At 72.5% G+C, this 18,364-nt stretch carries 17 protein-coding genes; 9 read left to right on the top strand and 8 right to left on the bottom strand.

The window, feature by feature from the left end:
* Positions 1-44 precede the first annotated feature (44 nt).
* Complete coding sequence (locus ACQF4J_RS09485; RefSeq protein WP_351573433.1) at positions 45-1,220, bottom strand: SPFH domain-containing protein; 1,176 nt, start codon at positions 1,218-1,220, stop codon at positions 45-47.
* Positions 1,221-1,232: 12 nt separating this feature from the next.
* Positions 1,233-1,481: a hypothetical protein gene (locus ACQF4J_RS09480; protein WP_351573436.1), complete on the bottom strand. Its 249-nt coding sequence runs from the start codon at positions 1,479-1,481 to the stop codon at positions 1,233-1,235.
* Positions 1,482-1,673: 192 nt separating this feature from the next.
* On the opposite strand from ACQF4J_RS09480, the gene ACQF4J_RS09475 reads away from it, so the two are divergent.
* Together ACQF4J_RS09475 and ACQF4J_RS09470 are read left to right on the top strand one after the other, a co-directional pair.
* Positions 1,674-2,825: an acyltransferase family protein gene (locus ACQF4J_RS09475; protein WP_427165460.1), complete on the top strand. Its 1,152-nt coding sequence runs from the start codon at positions 1,674-1,676 to the stop codon at positions 2,823-2,825.
* Positions 2,826-2,890: 65 nt separating this feature from the next.
* On the top strand, positions 2,891-4,870 hold the full coding sequence (locus ACQF4J_RS09470; protein ID WP_351573442.1) for a heavy metal translocating P-type ATPase: 1,980 nt from the start codon (positions 2,891-2,893) through the stop codon (positions 4,868-4,870).
* 33 nt (positions 4,871-4,903) lie between these two features.
* Here ACQF4J_RS09470 and ACQF4J_RS09465 read toward each other — a convergent pair whose 3' ends face one another.
* Positions 4,904-5,389 (bottom strand): winged helix-turn-helix transcriptional regulator, encoded by a 486-nt coding sequence (locus ACQF4J_RS09465; RefSeq protein ID WP_351573445.1) that lies wholly within the window; start codon positions 5,387-5,389, stop codon positions 4,904-4,906.
* A gap of 140 nt (positions 5,390-5,529) precedes the next feature.
* Between ACQF4J_RS09465 and ACQF4J_RS09460 the strand changes: the two genes are divergently transcribed.
* The 6 genes from ACQF4J_RS09460 to ACQF4J_RS09435 all read left to right on the top strand — a co-directional run bounded on the left by ACQF4J_RS09460 (position 5,530) and on the right by ACQF4J_RS09435 (position 13,119).
* Positions 5,530-6,024: a PaaI family thioesterase gene (locus ACQF4J_RS09460; protein ID WP_351573448.1), complete on the top strand. Its 495-nt coding sequence runs from the start codon at positions 5,530-5,532 to the stop codon at positions 6,022-6,024.
* 121 nt (positions 6,025-6,145) lie between these two features.
* Complete coding sequence (locus ACQF4J_RS09455; RefSeq protein WP_427165459.1) at positions 6,146-8,899, top strand: MGH1-like glycoside hydrolase domain-containing protein; 2,754 nt, start codon at positions 6,146-6,148, stop codon at positions 8,897-8,899.
* Positions 8,896-10,359: an alpha-amylase family glycosyl hydrolase gene (locus tag ACQF4J_RS09450; RefSeq protein ID WP_427165458.1), complete on the top strand. Its 1,464-nt coding sequence runs from the start codon at positions 8,896-8,898 to the stop codon at positions 10,357-10,359. Before ACQF4J_RS09455 ends, ACQF4J_RS09450 begins: the two co-directional genes overlap by 4 nt.
* Before the next feature lie 50 nt (positions 10,360-10,409).
* Complete coding sequence (locus ACQF4J_RS09445; RefSeq protein ID WP_351573457.1) at positions 10,410-11,072, top strand: NUDIX domain-containing protein; 663 nt, start codon at positions 10,410-10,412, stop codon at positions 11,070-11,072.
* Between the two features lie 101 nt (positions 11,073-11,173).
* Positions 11,174-12,157, top strand: coding sequence for an aldo/keto reductase (locus ACQF4J_RS09440; protein ID WP_427165457.1), 984 nt, complete (start codon positions 11,174-11,176; stop codon positions 12,155-12,157).
* 218 nt (positions 12,158-12,375) lie between these two features.
* Positions 12,376-13,119, top strand: coding sequence for a hypothetical protein (locus ACQF4J_RS09435; RefSeq protein ID WP_351573568.1), 744 nt, complete (start codon positions 12,376-12,378; stop codon positions 13,117-13,119).
* Between the two features lie 6 nt (positions 13,120-13,125).
* On the opposite strand, the gene ACQF4J_RS09430 is transcribed toward ACQF4J_RS09435, so the two are convergent.
* Both ACQF4J_RS09430 and ACQF4J_RS09425 read right to left on the bottom strand, forming a co-directional pair.
* The gene (locus tag ACQF4J_RS09430) at positions 13,126-13,437 is read right to left on the bottom strand and encodes an EthD family reductase (RefSeq protein WP_351573470.1); all 312 of its coding nucleotides are present in this window, start codon (positions 13,435-13,437) and stop codon (positions 13,126-13,128) included.
* Between the two features lie 56 nt (positions 13,438-13,493).
* Positions 13,494-14,432 (bottom strand): sigma-70 family RNA polymerase sigma factor, encoded by a 939-nt coding sequence (locus ACQF4J_RS09425; protein ID WP_351573473.1) that lies wholly within the window; start codon positions 14,430-14,432, stop codon positions 13,494-13,496.
* A gap of 18 nt (positions 14,433-14,450) precedes the next feature.
* Here ACQF4J_RS09425 and ACQF4J_RS09420 point away from each other — a divergent pair, with 18 nt between their 5' ends.
* Positions 14,451-15,269 carry a DUF427 domain-containing protein gene (locus tag ACQF4J_RS09420; protein ID WP_351573476.1) on the top strand — a complete coding sequence of 273 codons (819 nt, stop codon included), beginning with the start codon at positions 14,451-14,453 and terminating at the stop codon, positions 15,267-15,269.
* On the opposite strand, the gene ACQF4J_RS09415 is transcribed toward ACQF4J_RS09420, so the two are convergent.
* From ACQF4J_RS09415 to ACQF4J_RS09405, 3 genes are read right to left on the bottom strand one after another with little or no spacing between them, the layout of a single operon-like run.
* Complete coding sequence (locus tag ACQF4J_RS09415) at positions 15,232-15,768, bottom strand: NUDIX hydrolase family protein (protein WP_351573479.1); 537 nt, start codon at positions 15,766-15,768, stop codon at positions 15,232-15,234. The two genes, ACQF4J_RS09420 and ACQF4J_RS09415, sit on opposite strands and share 38 nt — an antisense overlap.
* A gap of 15 nt (positions 15,769-15,783) precedes the next feature.
* Positions 15,784-16,920, bottom strand: coding sequence for an amidohydrolase family protein (locus ACQF4J_RS09410; RefSeq protein ID WP_351573482.1), 1,137 nt, complete (start codon positions 16,918-16,920; stop codon positions 15,784-15,786).
* A 1-nt stretch (position 16,921) separates the two neighbouring features.
* Entirely contained in the window at positions 16,922-18,325 is a 1,404-nt protein-coding gene (locus ACQF4J_RS09405; protein ID WP_351804452.1) for a glutamine synthetase family protein, read from the bottom strand.
* Between the last annotated feature and the right edge of the window lie 39 nt (positions 18,326-18,364).

Here is an 18,364-nt window from a genome sequence, read left to right as displayed (position 1 = left end):
AGAGTAGGACGCGGTCCCCGCCGGAACGGAGACCGCGTCCCGGATCAGTCGACGTTCACCGGTCCGTCGCCCGGCTTGCGGTCGTCCTTCGCGCGCAGCTCCAGCACGCCGTCGCCCGCGCTGCGACGGCCGTCGGAGTCCTGGCCGCCGAGGTTCTGGCGGACCGAGTCCAGGATCGTCAGGCCCTGCGAGACCAGGCCCGCGGCGATCTCGCCGAGGCCGTCCGCGCCGTTGAGGACGTTGACGTTGGCGCCGGCGAGGCCGCCCGCGGCCTCCTTCACGATCTGCGGGAGCTGGTCGATCAGCATCCGGTCGAGGGCGACCCGGTCGTAGGAGGCGGCCGCCTCGGCCTGGATCTTCATCCGCTGTGCGTCCGCCTGGGCGAGCAGCTTGATCCGCTCGGCCTCCGCCTCGGCGGGCTTGACGATCTCCGCCACCAGCTGCTGCTGACGCAACTGCGCCTGCCGCTGCGCCAGTTCGGTCTGCGCGGCGAGCACCTCCTGCTGGGCGTGGGCCTGCGCCAGCGGACCGGCCTGCGCGGCCTGGGCCTGCGCGCGGTCGACCTCCGCCGAGTACTCCGCCTTGACGACGGCGGTCTGCCGGGCGTACTCGGCCTGCTTGCGCGCCGCCTCCTGCTGCGCCTCGGCCGCGGTCTGGGTGGCCTGGGCCTGCGCGATCTGGGCCTGCCGCTGGATGGCCGCGCGGTGCGGCGCGGACATGGCGTCGATGTAGCCGGCGTCGCCGTCGTCGATCGACTGGATCTGCAGCGAGTCCACGATCAGGCCGATCTTCGCCATCTCCATCTTGGAGGTGTCCAGCACCTCCGCGGCGAGCTTCTGCCGCTCGGTGACGATCTCCTCGACCGTCATGGAGCCGATGATGGCCCGCAGATGACCGGCGAAGATCCGGCCGGTCAGCACCGACATCTGGTCCTGGTCCGAGAGGAAACGCTGGCCGGCGTTGATGATGCTCTCGTTGTCGTTGCCGACCTTGAACGCGATGACGGCACGGACGTTCAACGCGATGCCCTGCCGGGTCACACAGGTCTCCGTGACCTCGGCCTCGCACATCGCCAGTGTGAGGAAGCGGGTCTTTCGGAAGAACGGCAGCACGAACTTCCCGTGCCCCGTCACCACCCGGAACGGCGCGCCCCCCAGTCCCCGCCTGCCACCCGAGATCAGCATCGCCTCGTCTGGCGCGGGAACGCGGTAACCGAACATTCTGTTTGCTCCTCAGTCAGCGTCGGCACTGTCGCCGAACGCGGCGAGTGGATCCTGCCACTCGATGACGCCGACTTCACGGCACCCCCGTGACTCGATCACGAGCACCGTCGCCCCCGTCGGCAGAGGGGCGTCGGACCAGGCGATGAAGGTCTCGGAGCCACCCCGTACGCGCACCATGATCTCGCCGGGGCCCGCCGTTCCGCGGGTGCCCACGAGCAGCTTCCCCGTGCAGCCGATCACGGCTTCGTCCTGCGGCATCACCGGCCGACCTCCCACGCTCTGGCCCACGGTTCCGACGATAGACCCACCGGTAGCCGGGGCGTGACACCAGGGACGACTCCGCTTACGCCCGCCGTTCGTGTGACGTTGCCTACGCGACCGATTGGAAGACGGGGAACCGGCAACGCTCCCTCTCATGTCCCCTACGCACATCCCCGGGAGGGTGACTCGATGACGACGGCGACCGGAACGGCGCCGGCCGGCACACCGAGGACCACGCCCGCACCCGCGGCCACCACCACCAGGACCGCCAGGACCGCGGCGCCCTCGCTGCCGTCCCTCACCGGACTGAGATGGATGGCCGCGCTGCTGGTCTTCGGCCTGCACGTGCACAACTTCGGCTACCTCGGCGGCACTGCCGACCGCATCACGACCTGGGCCTTCGCGGCCGGCGGCACGGGAGTGTCGTTCTTCTTCGTGCTGTCCGGCTTCGTGCTGATGTGGTCCGCGCGGCCCGGCGACCGTGCCCCGGCCTTCTGGAGACGCCGGGTCGCCCGCGTCCTCCCGGTCCATCTCGTCACCGCCGCCCTCGCCCTGCTGATGGCCTGGACGCTGCCCCGCATGGCGATGCCGACCCTGAGCCAGGGCCTGGCGAACGTCCTGCTGCTGCACTCCTGGTGGCGCCCCTGGTGGCAGACCCTCGACCCGGTCAGCTGGTCACTGGCCTGCGAGGCCTTCTTCTACGCCGCCTTCCCCCTGCTCGCGCTCCTGCTGCGCCGGCTCGGCGCCCGCGGGTCGGCGGCACTGGCCGTCGCGTCGCTGCTGGCGGTGCTGGTGCTGGCCTGGGCCGACGCCCATCACTGGTTCGGGCAGCCGCTGTACTCCTTCCCCGCCGCCCGCCTGCCCGAGTTCGTGCTCGGCGCCGCCGTCGCCCGGCTCGTTGTCCTGGACCGCTGGCGCGGACCCGGCCTCGAGGGCTCCCTCGCGCTGGCGATCATCGGCTACTTCCTCGTACCCCAGGTGACCGCCGGCTACCCGGCGACGACCTGCACTGTCCTGGGCTTCGCCCTGCTCATCCCGGCGGCGGCCGTCGCCGACCTGCACGGCCTGCCCTCGCTGTGGCGGCACCGGCGACTGGTGCGGCTCGGGGAGCTCTCCTTCGCCTTCTACATGGTCCATCTGCTGGTCCTGCGGGCGGGTACCGCCCTGCTCGGGGTCAAGCCCCGCTACGGCTTCGTGCAGGGCCTGACCGTCACGGCCGTGATCTTCACCGTGTCCCTGGCCCTGTCCTGGCTGCTGTACGAGAAGGTCGAGCGCCCCGCGCGCCGGCTGCTGCTCCGGCGCCGCGGTGGGCGGAGGGGGGCGACGCGGATCGACCGATGAGGAGCGGCACGGATCAACCAATGAAGAGATGAATGACTCTTCATGTGTTCCTGTATGGTGGGCCGGTGACCTCCACCCTCACCCCACCCCGCTCCGCCTCCGCACCCGACCCGGTCGCACCCCCGCGCCGCACCCGCCTCCTGGCCCTGCCCGAGGCGCGCTGGGCCCTCGCCGCCACGGCCGCCTTCCTGCTCGCCCTGCCGCTCCAGCTGGCGGGGCAACCGGCCTGGCTGTGGGGGCCGTTGTACGTGCTGGCGTATGCGACCGGGGGATGGGAACCGGGCTGGGAAGGTCTCAAGGCGCTCGCGGGGCGGACCCTCGACGTCGATCTGCTGATGGTCGTCGCCGCCCTCGGGGCGGCCGCGATCGGCCAGGTGATGGACGGCGCCCTGCTGATCGTCATCTTCGCGACCTCGGGTGCCCTGGAGGCCCTGGCCACGGCCCGCACCGCCGACTCGGTGCGCGGACTGCTCGACCTGGCCCCGGCCACGGCCCGTCGGCTCACCCCGGAGGGCACCGAACAGGCCGTGCCGGTGGAGGAGTTGGCGGTCGGCGACCTCGTTCTCGTACGGCCGGGCGAACGCGTCGGCGCCGACGGGAGGGTGCTGGACGGGGCGAGCGAGGTCGATCAGGCGAGCATCACCGGCGAGCCGCTGCCCGTGGCCAAGGAGCCCGGCGACGAGGTGTTCGCGGGGACCGTCAACGGTACGGGCGCACTACGCGTCCGCGTCGAACGCGATGCCTCCGACTCGGTGATCGCCCGGATCGTCCGCATGGTCGAGGAGGCGTCCGAGACCAAGGCGCCGACCCAGCTGTTCATCGAGAAGGTCGAACAGCGCTACTCGCTCGGCATGGTGGCGGCGACGCTCGCGGTCTTCCTGGTGCCGCTCGCCCTCGGTGACGACCTGACGGGCGCCCTGCTGCGGGCCATGACCTTCATGATCGTCGCCTCGCCGTGCGCGGTCGTACTGGCCACCATGCCGCCCCTGCTGTCGGCCATCGCCAACGCCGGCCGGCACGGCGTGCTGGTGAAGTCGGCGGTGGTGATGGAGCGGCTCGGACAGGTCGACGCCGTGGCGCTGGACAAGACCGGCACGCTCACCGAGGGCGTCCCCCGGGTGACCGATGTCCGGTCGCTGCCCGGATCGGGCCTGGGGGAGCGGGAGGTGACAAGGCTGGCGGCCGCCGCCGAGCACCCCAGCGAGCATCCGCTGGCGCGTGCCGTCGTGGCGGCGGCGCGGGAGCGGGGACCGGCACTGCCGCCCGCCGAGGACTTCGGCTCCACACCCGGGGTGGGGGTCGTGGCGACCGTCGACGGACGCCGGGTCGAGGTCGGCGCCCCCGCCCGGCTGCTCGCCGGCGCGGACGACGCCAGGGCCGCCCTGGCGGCGGTGCTCGCGGCCGAGACGGAGGAGCGCGGACGTACGGCCGTCCTGGTCCTCGTCGAAGGGGTCCCCGTCGGTGTGCTGGGCCTGGCCGACCGGCTGCGGCCCGACGCCGCCGCGACCGTCGCCTCCCTCACCGCCCTCACCGGCACCGCCCCCCTGCTGCTGACCGGGGACAACCCGCGCGCGGCGGCGCACCTGGCGGCGGAGGCCGGCATCGAGGACGTCCGGGCCGGGCTGCTGCCGCAGCACAAGGTCCTCGCCGTCAGGGAGTTGGAGGCCGCCGGCCGCAAGGTGCTGGTCGTGGGGGACGGGGTCAACGACGCGCCCGCCCTGGCCGCCGCGCACGCCGGCGTCGCCATGGGCCGGGCCGGCTCCGATCTCGCGCTGGAGACCGCGGACGCGGTCGTCGTGCGCGACGAACTGGCCACCGTGCCCGCCGTCGTCGCCCTCTCCCGCCGGGCCCGGCGACTGGTCGTGCAGAACCTCGTGATCGCCGGGGTGTTCATCGCCGGCCTGGTCGCCTGGGACCTCGCGGGCACGTTGCCGCTGCCGCTCGGGGTCGCCGGTCACGAGGGATCGACCGTGATCGTCGGTCTCAACGGACTGCGCCTGCTGCGCGAGCGGGCGTGGGGGCGGGCCCTGGCCGAGGGCGCGTGACGCCGTACGGCGTCCGGAGCGGCAGGCCGCGGATCAGGCCCGCGTCGACGACCGGGCCAGCGGGCGCGCCGCCGGGCCCGGCACGACCGTGACCTCGGCGGGGGAGAGAGCGGTGTGCTCGTCGGGGCACTCGACCACGACGCGGACGGGGGCGCCGCAGTCCCGGTGCCGGATGTCGAGCGTCGGGCCCTCGGGGTCCCCGACGTAGGTCTCGCCCCACTGCCGCAACGCCACCAGGACGGGCCACAGATCGCGGCCCTTGGGCGTGAGGCGGTACTCGTGCCGGGTCCGGCTGCCGTGCTCCTGGTAGGGGACGGTCCGCAGGACCCCGGCCGCGACCAGCTTGCGCAGCCGGTCGGCGAGGACCGCTTCCGACAGTCCCACATGGCGGCGGAAGTCGTCGAAGCGCCGCACGCCGTTGAAGGCGTCGCGCAACAGCAGCAGCGTCCACTTCTCGCCGACCAGGTCGAGGGTGCGCTGCACGGGACAGTTCTCGGTGCTCATCTCGAGCCACTTCATGCGGCCATCGTAGAGCACCTGACTTCGACATTGACAGTCAGCGGAGGGGAGAGCTAGCTTCGGCGGACAGAGCCAGAGGGCCCCGGAGGACCGGGCGACAGCGTCGGAGGCCTCGCGGGCCAAGGAGGAAGCGCAGCCGCATGGAACGCTCACGTACGTACGACTGGGACGACCCCGCGATCTCCGCGGCCACCGTCGGCCAGGGCTCCGGCCTGCACTTCCTGCGCGAGATCCTCGCCGGCCGGCTGCCCGCGCCGCCGATCGCCGCCACCCTCGGCATGGACCTCGAAGAGGTCGACCACGGGCACGCCGTGTTCTCGCTGGAGCCCGGCGAGGAGCACTACAACCCCATCGGCAGCGTCCACGGCGGTATCTACGCGACGATGCTCGACTCCGCGGCGGGCTGTGCCGTGCAGTCCACCCTCCCGCAGGGCATGGCCTACACCTCGCTCGACCTCACCGTGAAGTTCCTGCGCCCGATCACCGCCGACACGGGCAAGGTCCGTGCCGTCGGCAGCGTCCTCAGCAGCGGCCGGCGCACCGCGCTCGCCGAGGCGCAGCTCCTCGACTCCGCCGACCGCCTCCTCGCGCACGCCACCAGCAGCTGCATGCTGTTCCCCGTCCCGGGCGCCTGAGCCGAACCGGCGCTGCGCACGCCACGCGGACACGGAAGTCCCCCCTCCGCCGCCCAGCCATTGCGGGCCGGACCCGCGCCCCCGAGTCTGGGAGCAGTGCCGGGCCTACGAGGAGGCGGCGATGGCGGCGGACAGCGGCGCGGCGGGCGGAGAACGGCAGCGGCTGGAAGAGGCCGACACCGGCCGGGCGGCCTGGCGCCGCTGGGGCCCCTACCTCAGCGAACGCCAGTGGGGGACCGTACGGGAGGACTACAGCGCGAACGGCGACGCCTGGTCGTACTTCACCCACGACCAGGCCCGCTCCCGCGCCTACCGGTGGGGCGAGGACGGCATCGCCGGGATCAGCGACGACAAGCAGCGGCTGTGCTTCGCGCTCGCCCTGTGGAACGGCCGCGACCCGATCCTGAAGGAGCGGATGTTCGGCCTGACCAACCAGGAGGGCAACCACGGCGAGGACGTCAAGGAGTACTACTTCCACCTCGACTCCACGCCCACGCACTCGTACATGAAGTACCTGTACAAGTACCCGCAGGGCGAGTTCCCCTACGCCGACCTCGTCGACACCAACCGCGCCCGCACCCGCCACGACTTCGAGTACGAACTCCTCGACACCGGCGTCTTCGACGAGGACCGCTACTTCGACGTCTTCGTCGAGTACGCCAAGGCCGGCCCCGAGGACCTGCTGATCGAGATCACCGCGCACAACCGCGGACCCGACCCGGCGACCCTGCACCTGCTGCCGACCCTCTGGTTCCGGCACACCTGGTCCTGGGCCGGAGGGACCGCCGTGCCGAGCCTGAGTCTGACCGCGGACGCCGTCCGCGCCGACCACGAGGAGCTCGGCACGCGCCGGCTGTACTGCGACACCGACGCCACCGCCCTGTTCACCGAGAACGAGACGAACGACGAGCGTGTCTTCGGCAGCCCGAACCCCACCCCCTACGTGAAGGACGGCATCGACCGCCGCGTCGTCCACGGCGACACCGCGGCCGTCAACCCGGACCGCACCGGCACCAAGGCCGCCCTGCACAGCGTCCTCACCCTCCCCGCGGGCGAGAGCGCGACGGTCCGGCTGCGGCTGACGGACCGCGAACAGCCCGATCCCTGGGGCGACTTCGCGGCGACGATGGACCTGCGCCGCGCCGAGGCCGACGCCTTCTTCGAGAGCGTCGTCCCGGACGGCATGGACGAGGACGAGCGCCGGGTCGTCCGCCAGGCCCTCGCCGGCATGCTGTGGAGCAAGCAGTACTACTACCTCGACGTCGAACGCTGGCTCGCCGAGCACGGCGTGGACCCCCTCGCGGGCGACCCCGGCATCCGCAACAGCGCCTGGTACCACATGGTCAACGACGCGGTCATCTCGATGCCGGACACCTGGGAGTACCCGTGGTTCGCGGCCTGGGACCTCGCCTTCCACACCATCGCCCTGTCGATGGTCGACATCGGCTTCGCCAAGTCCCAGCTGGAACTGCTGCTGCGCCGCCTTTACCTGCACCCCAACGGCCAGATCCCGGCGTACGAATGGAACTTCGGCGACGTCAACCCGCCGGTGCACGCATGGGCCGTGCTCTTCGTCTTCGAACTGGAGAAGCACCGCACCGGCCGCGCCGACCGCGCCTTCCTGGAGAACGCCTTCCAGAAGCTGATGAAGAACTTCACCTGGTGGCTCAACCGCAAGGACGTCGACGGCAACAACGTCTTCCAGGGCGGCTTCCTGGGCCTGGACAACATCGGCGTCTTCGACCGCAGCGCCCCGCTGCCCACCGGCGGTCACATCGACCAGGCCGACGGCACCGCCTGGATGGCCCTGTACTGCCAGAACCTGCTGGAGATCGCCGTCGAACTCGCCGTCGACAACCCGGTCTACATCGAGCAGGCGCAGATGCTCTTCGAACACTTCGCCTGGATCGCCGTCGCCATGAACCGCATCGGCAAGGACAACGCCGGCCTCTGGGACGAGGAGGACGGCTTCTTCTACGACGTGCTGCGGCTGCCCGACGGCAGCGCCACCCCGCTGAAGGTGCGCTCCCTGGTCGGCCTGCTCCCCCTGGCGGCGACCAGCGTGGTCGGTGGACGCGCCGACCACAGCTTCCCCGAACTCGCCGAAGGGGCAAGGGAGTTCATCAGGCGGCACCCGGCCGTCGAGGCCGTCGTCACCCAGCGCCTGGACGCCGATCCGGCGCACAACGGCCGCTACCTCTTCGCCCTGTTCGGCGAGGACCGGCTGCGCCGCGTCCTGGCCCGCATGCTGGACGAGGAGGAGTTCCTCGGCCCGCACGGCATCCGGTCCCTCTCCCGCCACCACGCGGCCCACCCGTACACCTTCGAGGTGCACGGCGAGACGTACGGCGTGGGCTATCTGCCCGCCGAGTCCGACTCCGGCATGTTCGGCGGCAACTCCAACTGGCGCGGCCCGGTGTGGTTCCCGATGAACCTGCTGCTCATCCGGGCCCTGCTGAACCTGCACGCCTACCACGGCCCCGGCTTCACCGTGGAGTGCCCGGCCGGCTCCGGCCGGCTCATGAACCTCTACGAGGTCGCCCGCGAGATCTCGAACCGGCTCACCGCCACCTTCCTGCGCGGCGAGGACGGCCACCGCCCCGTGCACGGCGCCCAGGCCAAGTTCGCCAAGGACCCGCACTGGAAGGACCTGATCCTCTTCTACGAGTACTTCCACGGCGACAACGGCGCCGGCCTCGGCGCCTCCCACCAGACCGGCTGGACCGGCCTGGTCGCGGCCACCGCCACCGTGTTCCACACCATCACCGCCGAGGACTGGCACCGCGGCGCCCGCGAGTCCCTGCGGCCGACGGACCCACCCCGGTCCGCCGACGACGAACACTTCACCGTGGACGAGGAGGAGCCGTTCTCATGACGGTGATCTACGAGATCAACACCCTGATCTGGCTCAACGAGTTGAGCGCCCGCCACGGCCGCCGCACAACCCTCGGGGACGTACCCGGCGAGGACTGGGACGAGGTCGCCCGGACCGGCGTCGACACCGTCTGGCTGATGGGCGTCTGGGAGCGCAGCCCGGCCGGCCTCGCCATCGCCCTGCGCGACCCCGCACTCCTCGCCTCCTTCCGCGAGGCCCTGCCCGACCTCACCGAGGCCGACATCACCGGATCGCCGTACTGCGTACGCGACTACGTGGCCGACCCCGGCCTCGGCGGACCGGAGGGCCTCGCCGAGGCCCGCGCCCAACTCCGCTCCCGCGGAATGCGGTTGCTCGTCGACTACGTCCCCAACCACGTCGCCGCCGACCACCCCTGGCTCACCGGGCACCCCGAGCGCCTGGTCCAGGGCACCGAGGAGGACCTGGCCCGCTCGCCCGAGGGCTTCCTCGAGGTCGGCGGACGGATCTACGCCAACGGCCGCGACCCGTACTTCGCGCCCTGGCACGACGTGGTCCAGCTGGACGCATTCGGCGCCGACCTGCGCACCGCGACCGTGGACACCCTCGTCTCCATCGGCGACCAGGCGGACGGCGTGCGCTGCGACATGGCCATGCTGCTCATGAACGACGTGTTCGCCAAGACCTGGGGCGACCGGGCCGGCCCGCCGCCCGCCGAGGACTTCTGGCCGTACGTCCTCCCGCGCGTCCGCGCCCGCCACCCCGACATGCTCTTCGTGGCGGAGGCCTACTGGGACCTCGAACACGCCCTGCAGGAGCAGGGTTTCGACCACTGCTACGACAAACGCCTCTACGACCGCCTCGTCCACGAGGACGCCGAGGCGGTCCGCGCCCACCTCCAGGCGGACCCCGCCCACCAGCGCGGCCTGGTCCGCTTCCTGGAGAACCACGACGAACCCCGCGCCGCGGCCACCCTGCCCGGCGGCCGGGAGCCCGCCGCGGCCGTCACCGTCGCCACCCTGCCCGGCGCCACCCTCTGGCACGAGGGCCAGTTCGAGGGCCGCACGGTCCGCCCGCCGGTCTTCCTCAACCGCCGCCCGCCGGAACCCGTCGACGACGAACTCCGCGCCTTCTACGCCCGGTTGCTGCCGGCCGCGGCCGCCGTCCGCGACGGCGAGTGGCGGCTGCTGACCACCACCGGCTGGCCCGACAACGACACCCACCGCAACCTGCTCGCCTGGACCTGGACCGGCTCCGACACCCGCCACGTCGTGATCGTCAACCACTCCGACGCCCCCGCCCAGGCGCAGATCCCGCTGCCCTGGCCCGAACTCGCCGGCCGGCCCCACCGACTCATCGACCTGCTCACGGACCAGACGTACGACCGCGACGGCGACGCCCTGCTCACCCCCGGTCTCTTCGTCGACCTGCCCGCCCGCCACTCCCACGTGCTCGCCGTCACCCGAAGGGAGCCGTGGTAGGAAGCGACCATGACGAACCGCACCGTCCTCCGCCCGCCCGGGGGCGCCCGATGACCGCAGGCATCGACACCCCCGACCGCCGCGGCCGCACCGGCCTGGACAGGACCGGCCTCGACCTGACCGGCAACCCGCGCGTGAAGGTGCGGGAGGTGAAACTGCTCTCCAGCCACTGGTACGTCGAGCGCGCCACCACCTTCGACATCCGGCGCGCCGACGGCAGCTGGTCCACCCAGCAGCGCGAGACCCACGACCGCGGCAACGGCGCCACCATGCTGCTGTACGACACCGAGCGGGAGACCGTGCTGCTCACCCGGCAGTTCCGCTTCCCCGTCTACGTCAACGGCCACCCCGACGGCATGCTGATCGAAACCCCCGGCGGCCTCCTCGACGACGACGACGAGCACCCCGAACTCGCCGTCCGCCGCGAGGTCGTGGAGGAGACCGGCCACACCATCGGCGAGGTCCGGCACGTCTTCGACGTCTACATGAGCCCCGGCTCCGTCACGGAACGCGTCAGCTTCTACGCCGCCGTCTACGGCCCCTCGACCCGCACCCACGAGGGCGGCGGCCTCGACGAGGAGGGCGAGGACATCGAGATCGTCGAACTGCCCTTCCGCCGCGCCCTGGAGATGATCCGCACCGGCGAGATCAACGACGCCAAGACCATCATGCTGCTCCAATGGGCCGCCCTGGAGGGGCCGTTCGCAAAATAGCGCGCAAGCGGCACGCACTCCCTTGACTTGAAGCGCGCTTCAAGAACGAGACTCCCCTTCGTGCCCGCACCTCCGCGCGGGGCACGAACGGGAGGACAACCATGAAGTACCGCACGATCGGAACCGCCCCCGGCACCCGCCGCGAGGTCAGCGTCCTCGCCCTCGGCGCGATGCTCTTCGGCTCCCGCACCGACGAGAAGACGTCCTTCGCCGTCCTGGACCGCTACGTGGAGGCCGGCGGCACCTTCATCGACACGTCCGACAACTACGCCTTCTGGGAGGACGGCGGCCGGGGCGGCCAGAGCGAGGAACTCCTCGGCCGCTGGCGGCGCAGCCGCGGCGTCGGCGACGAGATCCTCGTCGCGACCAAGCTCGGGGCCCGCCCGCTCGCCCCCGGCACCGGCTACGTCGACAACCCCGAGGGGCTGTCCGCGAAGGTGATCCGCGAGTCCGCCGAGCGCAGCCGCGAACGCCTGGGCGTGGACCGGCTGGACCTGCTCTACGCCCACATCGACGACCACACCGTCCCGCAGCGCGAGACCGTCGAGGCCTTCGCCGCACTGGTCGCCGAGGGCACCGTGGGCCTGCTCGGAGTGAGCAACCAGGCGGTGTGGCGGGTGGAGCGGGCCCGGGCGATCGCGGCGGCGGCCGGACTGCCCGGCTACGAGGTGCTCCAGTACGAGCAGAGCTACCTGCGGCCCCGCCTCGACGTGCCCGGCGACCTCTTCCCCGACGGCAGCCTCGGCGCCGTCGGCCCCGAGATGCTCGGCTACCTGCGGGCCGAGCCCGGCCTCACCCTGGTCGCCTACTCACCCCTGCTGAAGGGGGCGTACGTCCGCCCGGAGCGACTGCCGGCCGAGTACGACCACCCGGGCACCCCGGCCCGTCTCACCGCGCTCCACGAGGTGGCCCGGGAGACCGGCGCCACCGTCAACCAGGTGGTCCTGGCGTGGCAGCTCGGCGGCGCCCTGCCGGTCGTCCCGCTGGTCGGCGCGTCCTCGGTGGCCCAGCTGGAGGAGAGCCTGGCCGCGGTGGACCTGGACCTGTCGGACGACCAGCGATTCCGGCTGGACTCGGCGCACTGAGGCAACCTGACCCTCTTTTGCACAGTCTCTAGAAACGGTTGCATTTCGATGCATACGGTCGGTGGGGCCGCCGTACGAGAGACGGGGGAGTCTTGCTGCACAGGGAGACACGGCGCTGGGACGGCGCCGACAGGGGACTGGACGGCGACGGGTCCGCGGGCCACATACCCGGGCGCCGGAACGAACGGCCGCGCGCCGCGTGGTGGTGGCGCGTCGTGCTGTTCGTCTGGCGCACCCTGCGGGGCGAGTGGGAAGGCATCGTCGCCGACCCGCTGCGCCAGCTCAGACGCCGGGGACTGCCCGCGCTCTCCCTGGCCTTCCTGGCCGCGGGTGGCGTGATCTTCTTCCACGCCATCGCGCAGCACCGCACCGGCGCCACGGCGGTACGGCTGCTCGGCGGCGTCTACGCCGACCTGCCGCTGTGGCTCGCGCTGCTGCGCACGCCCGTGTCCCTGTACGTCCCGGCCCTGGACCTGCCGGTGTGGGCGGGCATCACCCAGCTCTTCCTCGCCTTCGCGCTGGCCGAACTCGCCCTCGGCCGGGCCAGGACCCTCGTCATCTCGTACGCCACCACGCTCGCCGGCACCCTCATGGTGCGGGTGATGCTCGCCATCGGGCCCGGCTGGCACGGGGTCGGGCTGCCGCCGGAGATCGGCCAGGTGCTCGACACCGGGCCGTCGGCCGCCGTCGTGGGCCTGTTCACCTACATCTCGGTCGTCCGGCGGGCGCCCATCGTGTTCACCCTCACCGGCGGGTCGATGGTGTGGGAGTCGATCGCCGTACCCAACCTGGCCGGCCGCGAGCACCTGATAGCGGTCGGTGCCGCGATCGCCCTGGCCCTGTTCCACGAATGCCGTCGCAACCGCCGGCGCCTGCGCCACGAGCCGATGCCCCCGGTCGTCTCGGGGCCGGTGCCGGCCCGGCCGGTCGTGCCGCCGGGCCGGCCGTCGCTGCTGGCGTAGGCCCGCTCAGACCTCGTCCACGGTGTAGACCATGCTGCGCACGGCGGTGAACTCCTGGAGGCGTTCGGAGTCCGCCGCACAGGCCCGGCCCTCGGGGGAGGCGAACGCCGCGCGCAGTTCGTCCAGGCTGTCCCACTCGAGCATGCCGACCAGGTAGTACGGCGCGCCGCCGCGCACGGCCGTGACGCCGGTGCCGACGGTGTAGCGGCGCAGCCCGGGCAGCTTGTGGGCCAGCGGGAGGTGGACCTCGCGGTAGTGCCGTTCGAAGGCCGCGGGGTCGTCGGGGGTGTCGTACAGGGCCAGGAAACGCGCCGTCATGTCGGATGTCCTCTCGATCGGTGGTCACCGGTACCTACCGGCGCCACCGCGCGGACTCATCGCGGCCCGGCGGACTCCTCCGCGGAAATCTCCGGCGGCAGGTCGAACGCCTCGAACACCCGCGGGTCGGCGAAGACGACATTGCGCGCGATCCGTCCGCCGGTCACCGTGAACACCTGCAGCGTGTGCAGCCGGAACCCGCCGTCCGCGGCCGGCGCGTACGCGGCGAACGCGGGCTCGCCGCCCGCGCCGAGGTGCCGCACCGTCCACCCGGTGCCGCGCGTCTCGAAGACCCGCTCCATGAACCGGCCGTAGTCGCTCCGGCCGCGGTACCACAGCGGCACCGGCGGCATCTCCAGGACCGCGTCGTCGGTCAGCAGCCGCACCAGCGCGGGCACGTCCGCGGCCTCGAAGGCCCGCGCGTAGCGCCGGACCGCCTCCCGCGCCCCGGCGTCGTCCGGCTCGCCGATCCCGCCCGGGTCACCCACCTCGGCGACCGCCGCCCGGGCCCGCTGGAGCGCGCTGTTGACCGCGGCGACCGTGGTCCCGAGCTGCTCGGCGACCTCCGCGGCGCTGAACTGAAGCACCTCCCGCAGCACCAGCACCGCCCGCTGCCGCGCCGGCAGCACCTGCATCGCGGCCACCAGCGCCAGCCGCAGGTCGGCCCGCGCGTCGACGTCGTACCGCGCGTCGGGGAACGGCTGGAGCCAGGGGATGTCGAACGCCGGCGTCAGCGGCGCTCCCGGGTCCTCGCTGGGCGCCCCGAGCCCCGAGGGCAGCGGCCGCCGCGCCCGCCCCTCCAGGGCCGTCAGGCACACGTTCGTCGCGATCCGGTACAGCCAGGTGCGCACCGACGCCCGCGAGGCGTCGTAGCGCTCCCGGGCCTTCCAGGCGCGCAGCATCGTCTCCTGCACCAGGTCCTCGGCCTCGTGGAACGACCCCGACATCCGGTAGCAGTACGCGACCAACTCGCCCCGGTACGGCTCAAGGTCCATGGAGTTCATCATGGACCCATGAGTGGACTCCGCACCGGACAGTCCGTCCGCAGCACCCCCGAAGGTCTCCTGTGGGAACCGAGCGAACGCTGGGTGCGAGGCCGCAAGGGCGACGTCACCGTCGTCGACAGCCGGCACCCCGTCCTCGTCTGGGAGCCGTCGCTGCCCGTACCGCAGTACGCCTTCCCCCGCGGCGACGTACGCCAGGACCTGCTGCGCCCCGCGAGGAACCCGCGGCCGGGCACCCACAGTGGATCGAAGGTCTTCTACGACCTCGACGTCGACGGCGAGGTGCTGGAGAACGCCGCCTGGACCTTCCCCGCCGCCGAGCTGGCCGAGTACATCGCCTTCGAGTGGTTCGGGCGCAGCGGCAGGGGCCTGGACCACTGGTACGAGGAGGAGGAAGAGATCTTCGTCCACCCCCGTGACCCGCACAAACGGGTGGACGCCATCCCGAGCAGCCGCCATGTGCAGGTCACGGTCGACGGCACGCTCGTCGCGGACACCCACCGGCCGGTGCTGCTCTTCGAGACCGGCCTGCCCACCCGCTACTACATCCCGCGCGAGGACGTCCGCATGGACCTGCTCACCGCGACCGACCACCACACCGCCTGCCCCTACAAGGGCGTCGCCGCGTACTGGTCGACGGGCGGCGAGGCGAACCTCGTGTGGAGCTACCCGGAGCCGCTGCCCGCCGTGGCGGTGATCAAGGGCCTGCTCGCCTTCTACAACGAGGTCGTCGACATCACCGTGGACGGCGAGCGGAGCGAGCGCCCCGTCACGCCGTTCAGCGCGATGCTCAGACAGAGCAGCCGACGTGGGCGAGGGCCTGCCTGAGCAGCACCCCGTGGCCGCCCGGCATCTCGCTGGCCACGGCCTGCGACATCGCCTCCTGCGGGCTGAACCAGACCAGGTCCAGGGCGTCCTGGCGGGGCCGGCAGTCGCCGGTCACCGGCACCACGTAGGCCAGCGACACCGCGTGCTGGCGCGGGTCGTGGTACGGCGTGATGCCCTGGGTCGGGAAGTACTCGGCGACCGTGAAGGGCTGCAGCGATGCCGGGATCCGGGGCAGCGCCACCGGGCCTAGGTCCTTCTCCAGGTGGCGCAGCAGGGCGTCCCGCACGCGCTCGTGGTGCAGTACCCGGCCGGAGACCAGGGTCCGGCTGACCGTGCCGTCCGGCCCGATGCGCAGCAGCAGGCCGACACTGGTGACTTCGCCGCTGTCGTCGACCCGTACGGGCACGGCCTCGACGTACAGGATCGGCATGCGCGCACGCGCCATCTCCAGCTCGTCGGGGGAGAGCCAGCCGGGCGTGGTTTCGGTCATGTCAGACATTGCTTGATCATACTTTCAGGAAGTGCCGGGAAGGCGGTAGACCTGACGGGCGTTGTGTGCTCCTGCCCACTCCGCGATGCGCAACGCGTCCGGCAGGTCCAGTTCGTCGGCGTCCACCCGGTCCTGCAGCAGACCGGCCAGACCCCGGCGGAACGCGAGCGCGCCCAGGAAGTGGAACTCCGCCACACCGTATGCGTCGGAGCTGTACAGCAGTTTGCGGAACGGCGTGATCTCGAGGGCCTCCTCCAGCACGGCCCGGGACCGTGCCGGGCCCACGAAGTGCAGGGCGAGCCCCACGTCCAGGTACACCTGCTCGAACACCGTGGCCAGATAGGCGGCCTGGCGCTGGTACGGCCAGCAGTGCAGCAGCAGGACCGGGATCGTGCCGGCGGTCAGGTGCAGCCAGTCGGTGAGGTGGGCGGGGTCCGAGCGGTGCAGCCGGATGTCGTTGTCGCCGAGGCCGACGTGCAGCTGGAGGGGCAGCCCCAGATCGACCGCCGTCCACAGCAGATGCCGTACGAGGACCGGGTCCGCCAGCCGGCCGCCGCCGCCCGCGAGCCAGTGCCGGGCCGCCTCGGCGACCTGGGTGTCCGAGGGGCGGGCCGGGTCCAGGTCGAAGCCCGTGCGGTAGGCGGCGACCGACTTCACCGCCACCACGCCGGGCCGCCGTACGGCCTCCAGCGCGGCCACCCGGAACCCGTCCGCGTACTCGCCCGGCTCCACGCCCCGCGCCGCGACCGACTCGGCCACGCTCTCCAGCCGCACCACCTCGAACGCGGTGCCGCCCGCGGCGACGGCGAGCTCGGCCGGGGTGCTCAGACGCTCCGGCGCGTACCCGGTGTCCACGCAGAACACGCCCGTCCCGGCGGCGGCCAGGAGACGGCGGTGGACCTCGCGCCACCCGAGCCCGGCGCGCCGGGCCAGATAGTCGTCGGCCGACGCGTGGCGCGGCAGGTCCAGCAGGGGGGCGCAGTGGCGGCGGACGGCCACCCCGACGGGACTGTCGAAGGAGGAGCTCCCCGGCCACGACCCGCCCTCGGTGATCAGGTCCTCGAACTCCTCCCGGGACAGGTCGGCGGTGACCACCCCGTGGCAGTGGTGGTCCACCAGCGGCAGCGCGTCCAGCGCCCGGAGGACCGGTCCGCCGCCCATCTCAGTACTTCCAGCGGTACGCCGCCGCCACCCGCTCGTCGTCCAGCCCCTCGACCGCCGCGATCTCCCCCTGCCGTACGGCGATCACGGCATCGGCGAGTACCGGTCCGAGCGCGGCCCGCAGCAGTTCGTCCTCGCGGAACTCCTCGACGGCCTCGGCGAGGGAGACCGGCAGCCGCCGTACGTCCCGCGCCGCCGCCTGCGCCGCGCTCAGACGGGCCGGGTCACCGGTGATCTCCTCCGGCAGCGACAGGGAGCGGGTCACGCCGTCCAGCCCCGCCGCGATCACGCAGCCGAGGGCGAGGTAGGGGTTCGCGGCCAGGTCGACCGGCTTGACCTCCAGGTTCGCGGCCTGTTCGCGCAGGCCCGCCGTGCCCGTGACGACCCGCACCGCCGCCTCGCGGGTCTCCCGGCCCCACGCGGTGAAGACCCCCGCCCACTGGGAGGGTTTGAGCCGCAGATAGCTCGCCGGGCTCGGCGCGGTCACGGCCGTCAGGGCGGGCAGCCGGGCGAGGATGCCCGCCGCGAAGGACTCCGCGTCGGCCGTCATGCCGTGGCGGCCCTCGCCGCCCGAGTGCAGGTTGACGCCGTCGCGCCAGGCGGAGAGATGGAGGTGGCCGCCGTTGCCGACGCCCTCGGCGAGGACGGCCGGGGAGAACGAGACCACCAGCCCGTGCCTTTGCGCCACGGCCCGGATCGTCTGCCGCGCCAGCACGCTGCGGTCGGCCGCCGCCACCGGGTCCAGCGCACCCACCGAGATCTCGAACTGCCCGGCCGCGTACTCGGGATGGATCTGTTCGACCTCCACGTCCTGCGCGGCGAACGCCGCCAGCAGGTCGGCGGTGTAGTCGCTCAACTCGACCTGGCGGGTGGCACTGTAGGCGGGCCCGGTGGTCGCGGGCACGAACTCCCCGCCCGCCGGGGCCCCTTGCCCCACGCTCCACTCGATCTCGATGGCCGCCTTGAAGGCCAGCCCGTGCCGTTCGGCGGCGTCGGTGACGATCCGGCGCAGGACGGTACGGCCGCACCCCGGGTGCGGCTCGCCCTCCTGCGTGATCCGGTCGACCGGGGCCCACGCCCAGCCGGGCTGCCCGGCCAGGACGACCAGTTGGTCGAGGTCGGGGTAGAGGCGCAGGTCGCCGTCCGGGGAGCCGAGGACGTCGGTGGTGACGATGGAGTCGTTCGCCAGAAAGGTGTCGAACACCGGCGACATCCCGACGCCCCAGGCCGACGCCGAGGCGAGCTTCTGCGTGGGGATCGTCTTGATCCGGCCGACACCCGCGGTGTCGACGTAGGACAGCACGATGCCGTGCACGCCCCGCCCGGACAACTCCCCGCTCATCGCGGCGGCCCGCTGCACTTCACCGGGGCGCCCGCCCGGGACGGGATCGGCAAGGGTGGTCATACGTCCTCCTCGACGGACTCGGCCGGGCGGCTGCCGTGC

Source organism: Streptomyces sp. C1-1, from assembly GCF_050214755.1.
Classification (GTDB): domain Bacteria; phylum Actinomycetota; class Actinomycetes; order Streptomycetales; family Streptomycetaceae; genus Streptomyces.
Note: the sequence above shows the minus strand (reverse complement) of the source record. Positions and strands in the feature narration are given on the sequence as shown.

Bases quoted from the DNA above. Each gene is read 5' to 3' on its own strand.
- ACQF4J_RS09485 (WP_351573433.1), bottom strand. From the start codon at position 1,220: ATGTTCGGTTACCGCGTTCCCGCGCCAGACGAGGCGATGCTGATCTCG.
- ACQF4J_RS09480 (WP_351573436.1), bottom strand. From the start codon at position 1,481: ATGCCGCAGGACGAAGCCGTGATCGGCTGCACGGGGAAGCTGCTCGTG.
- ACQF4J_RS09475 (WP_427165460.1), top strand. From the start codon at position 1,674: ATGACGACGGCGACCGGAACGGCGCCGGCCGGCACACCGAGGACCACG.
- ACQF4J_RS09465 (WP_351573445.1), bottom strand. From the start codon at position 5,389: ATGAAGTGGCTCGAGATGAGCACCGAGAACTGTCCCGTGCAGCGCACC.
- ACQF4J_RS09460 (WP_351573448.1), top strand. From the start codon at position 5,530: ATGGAACGCTCACGTACGTACGACTGGGACGACCCCGCGATCTCCGCG.
- ACQF4J_RS09455 (WP_427165459.1), top strand. From the start codon at position 6,146: ATGGCGGCGGACAGCGGCGCGGCGGGCGGAGAACGGCAGCGGCTGGAA.
- ACQF4J_RS09450 (WP_427165458.1), top strand. From the start codon at position 8,896: ATGACGGTGATCTACGAGATCAACACCCTGATCTGGCTCAACGAGTTG.
- ACQF4J_RS09445 (WP_351573457.1), top strand. From the start codon at position 10,410: ATGACCGCAGGCATCGACACCCCCGACCGCCGCGGCCGCACCGGCCTG.
- ACQF4J_RS09440 (WP_427165457.1), top strand. From the start codon at position 11,174: ATGAAGTACCGCACGATCGGAACCGCCCCCGGCACCCGCCGCGAGGTC.
- ACQF4J_RS09430 (WP_351573470.1), bottom strand. From the start codon at position 13,437: ATGACGGCGCGTTTCCTGGCCCTGTACGACACCCCCGACGACCCCGCG.
- ACQF4J_RS09425 (WP_351573473.1), bottom strand. From the start codon at position 14,432: ATGGACCTTGAGCCGTACCGGGGCGAGTTGGTCGCGTACTGCTACCGG.
- ACQF4J_RS09420 (WP_351573476.1), top strand. From the start codon at position 14,451: ATGAGTGGACTCCGCACCGGACAGTCCGTCCGCAGCACCCCCGAAGGT.
- ACQF4J_RS09415 (WP_351573479.1), bottom strand. From the start codon at position 15,768: ATGTCTGACATGACCGAAACCACGCCCGGCTGGCTCTCCCCCGACGAG.
- ACQF4J_RS09410 (WP_351573482.1), bottom strand. From the start codon at position 16,920: ATGGGCGGCGGACCGGTCCTCCGGGCGCTGGACGCGCTGCCGCTGGTG.
- ACQF4J_RS09405 (WP_351804452.1), bottom strand. From the start codon at position 18,325: ATGACCACCCTTGCCGATCCCGTCCCGGGCGGGCGCCCCGGTGAAGTG.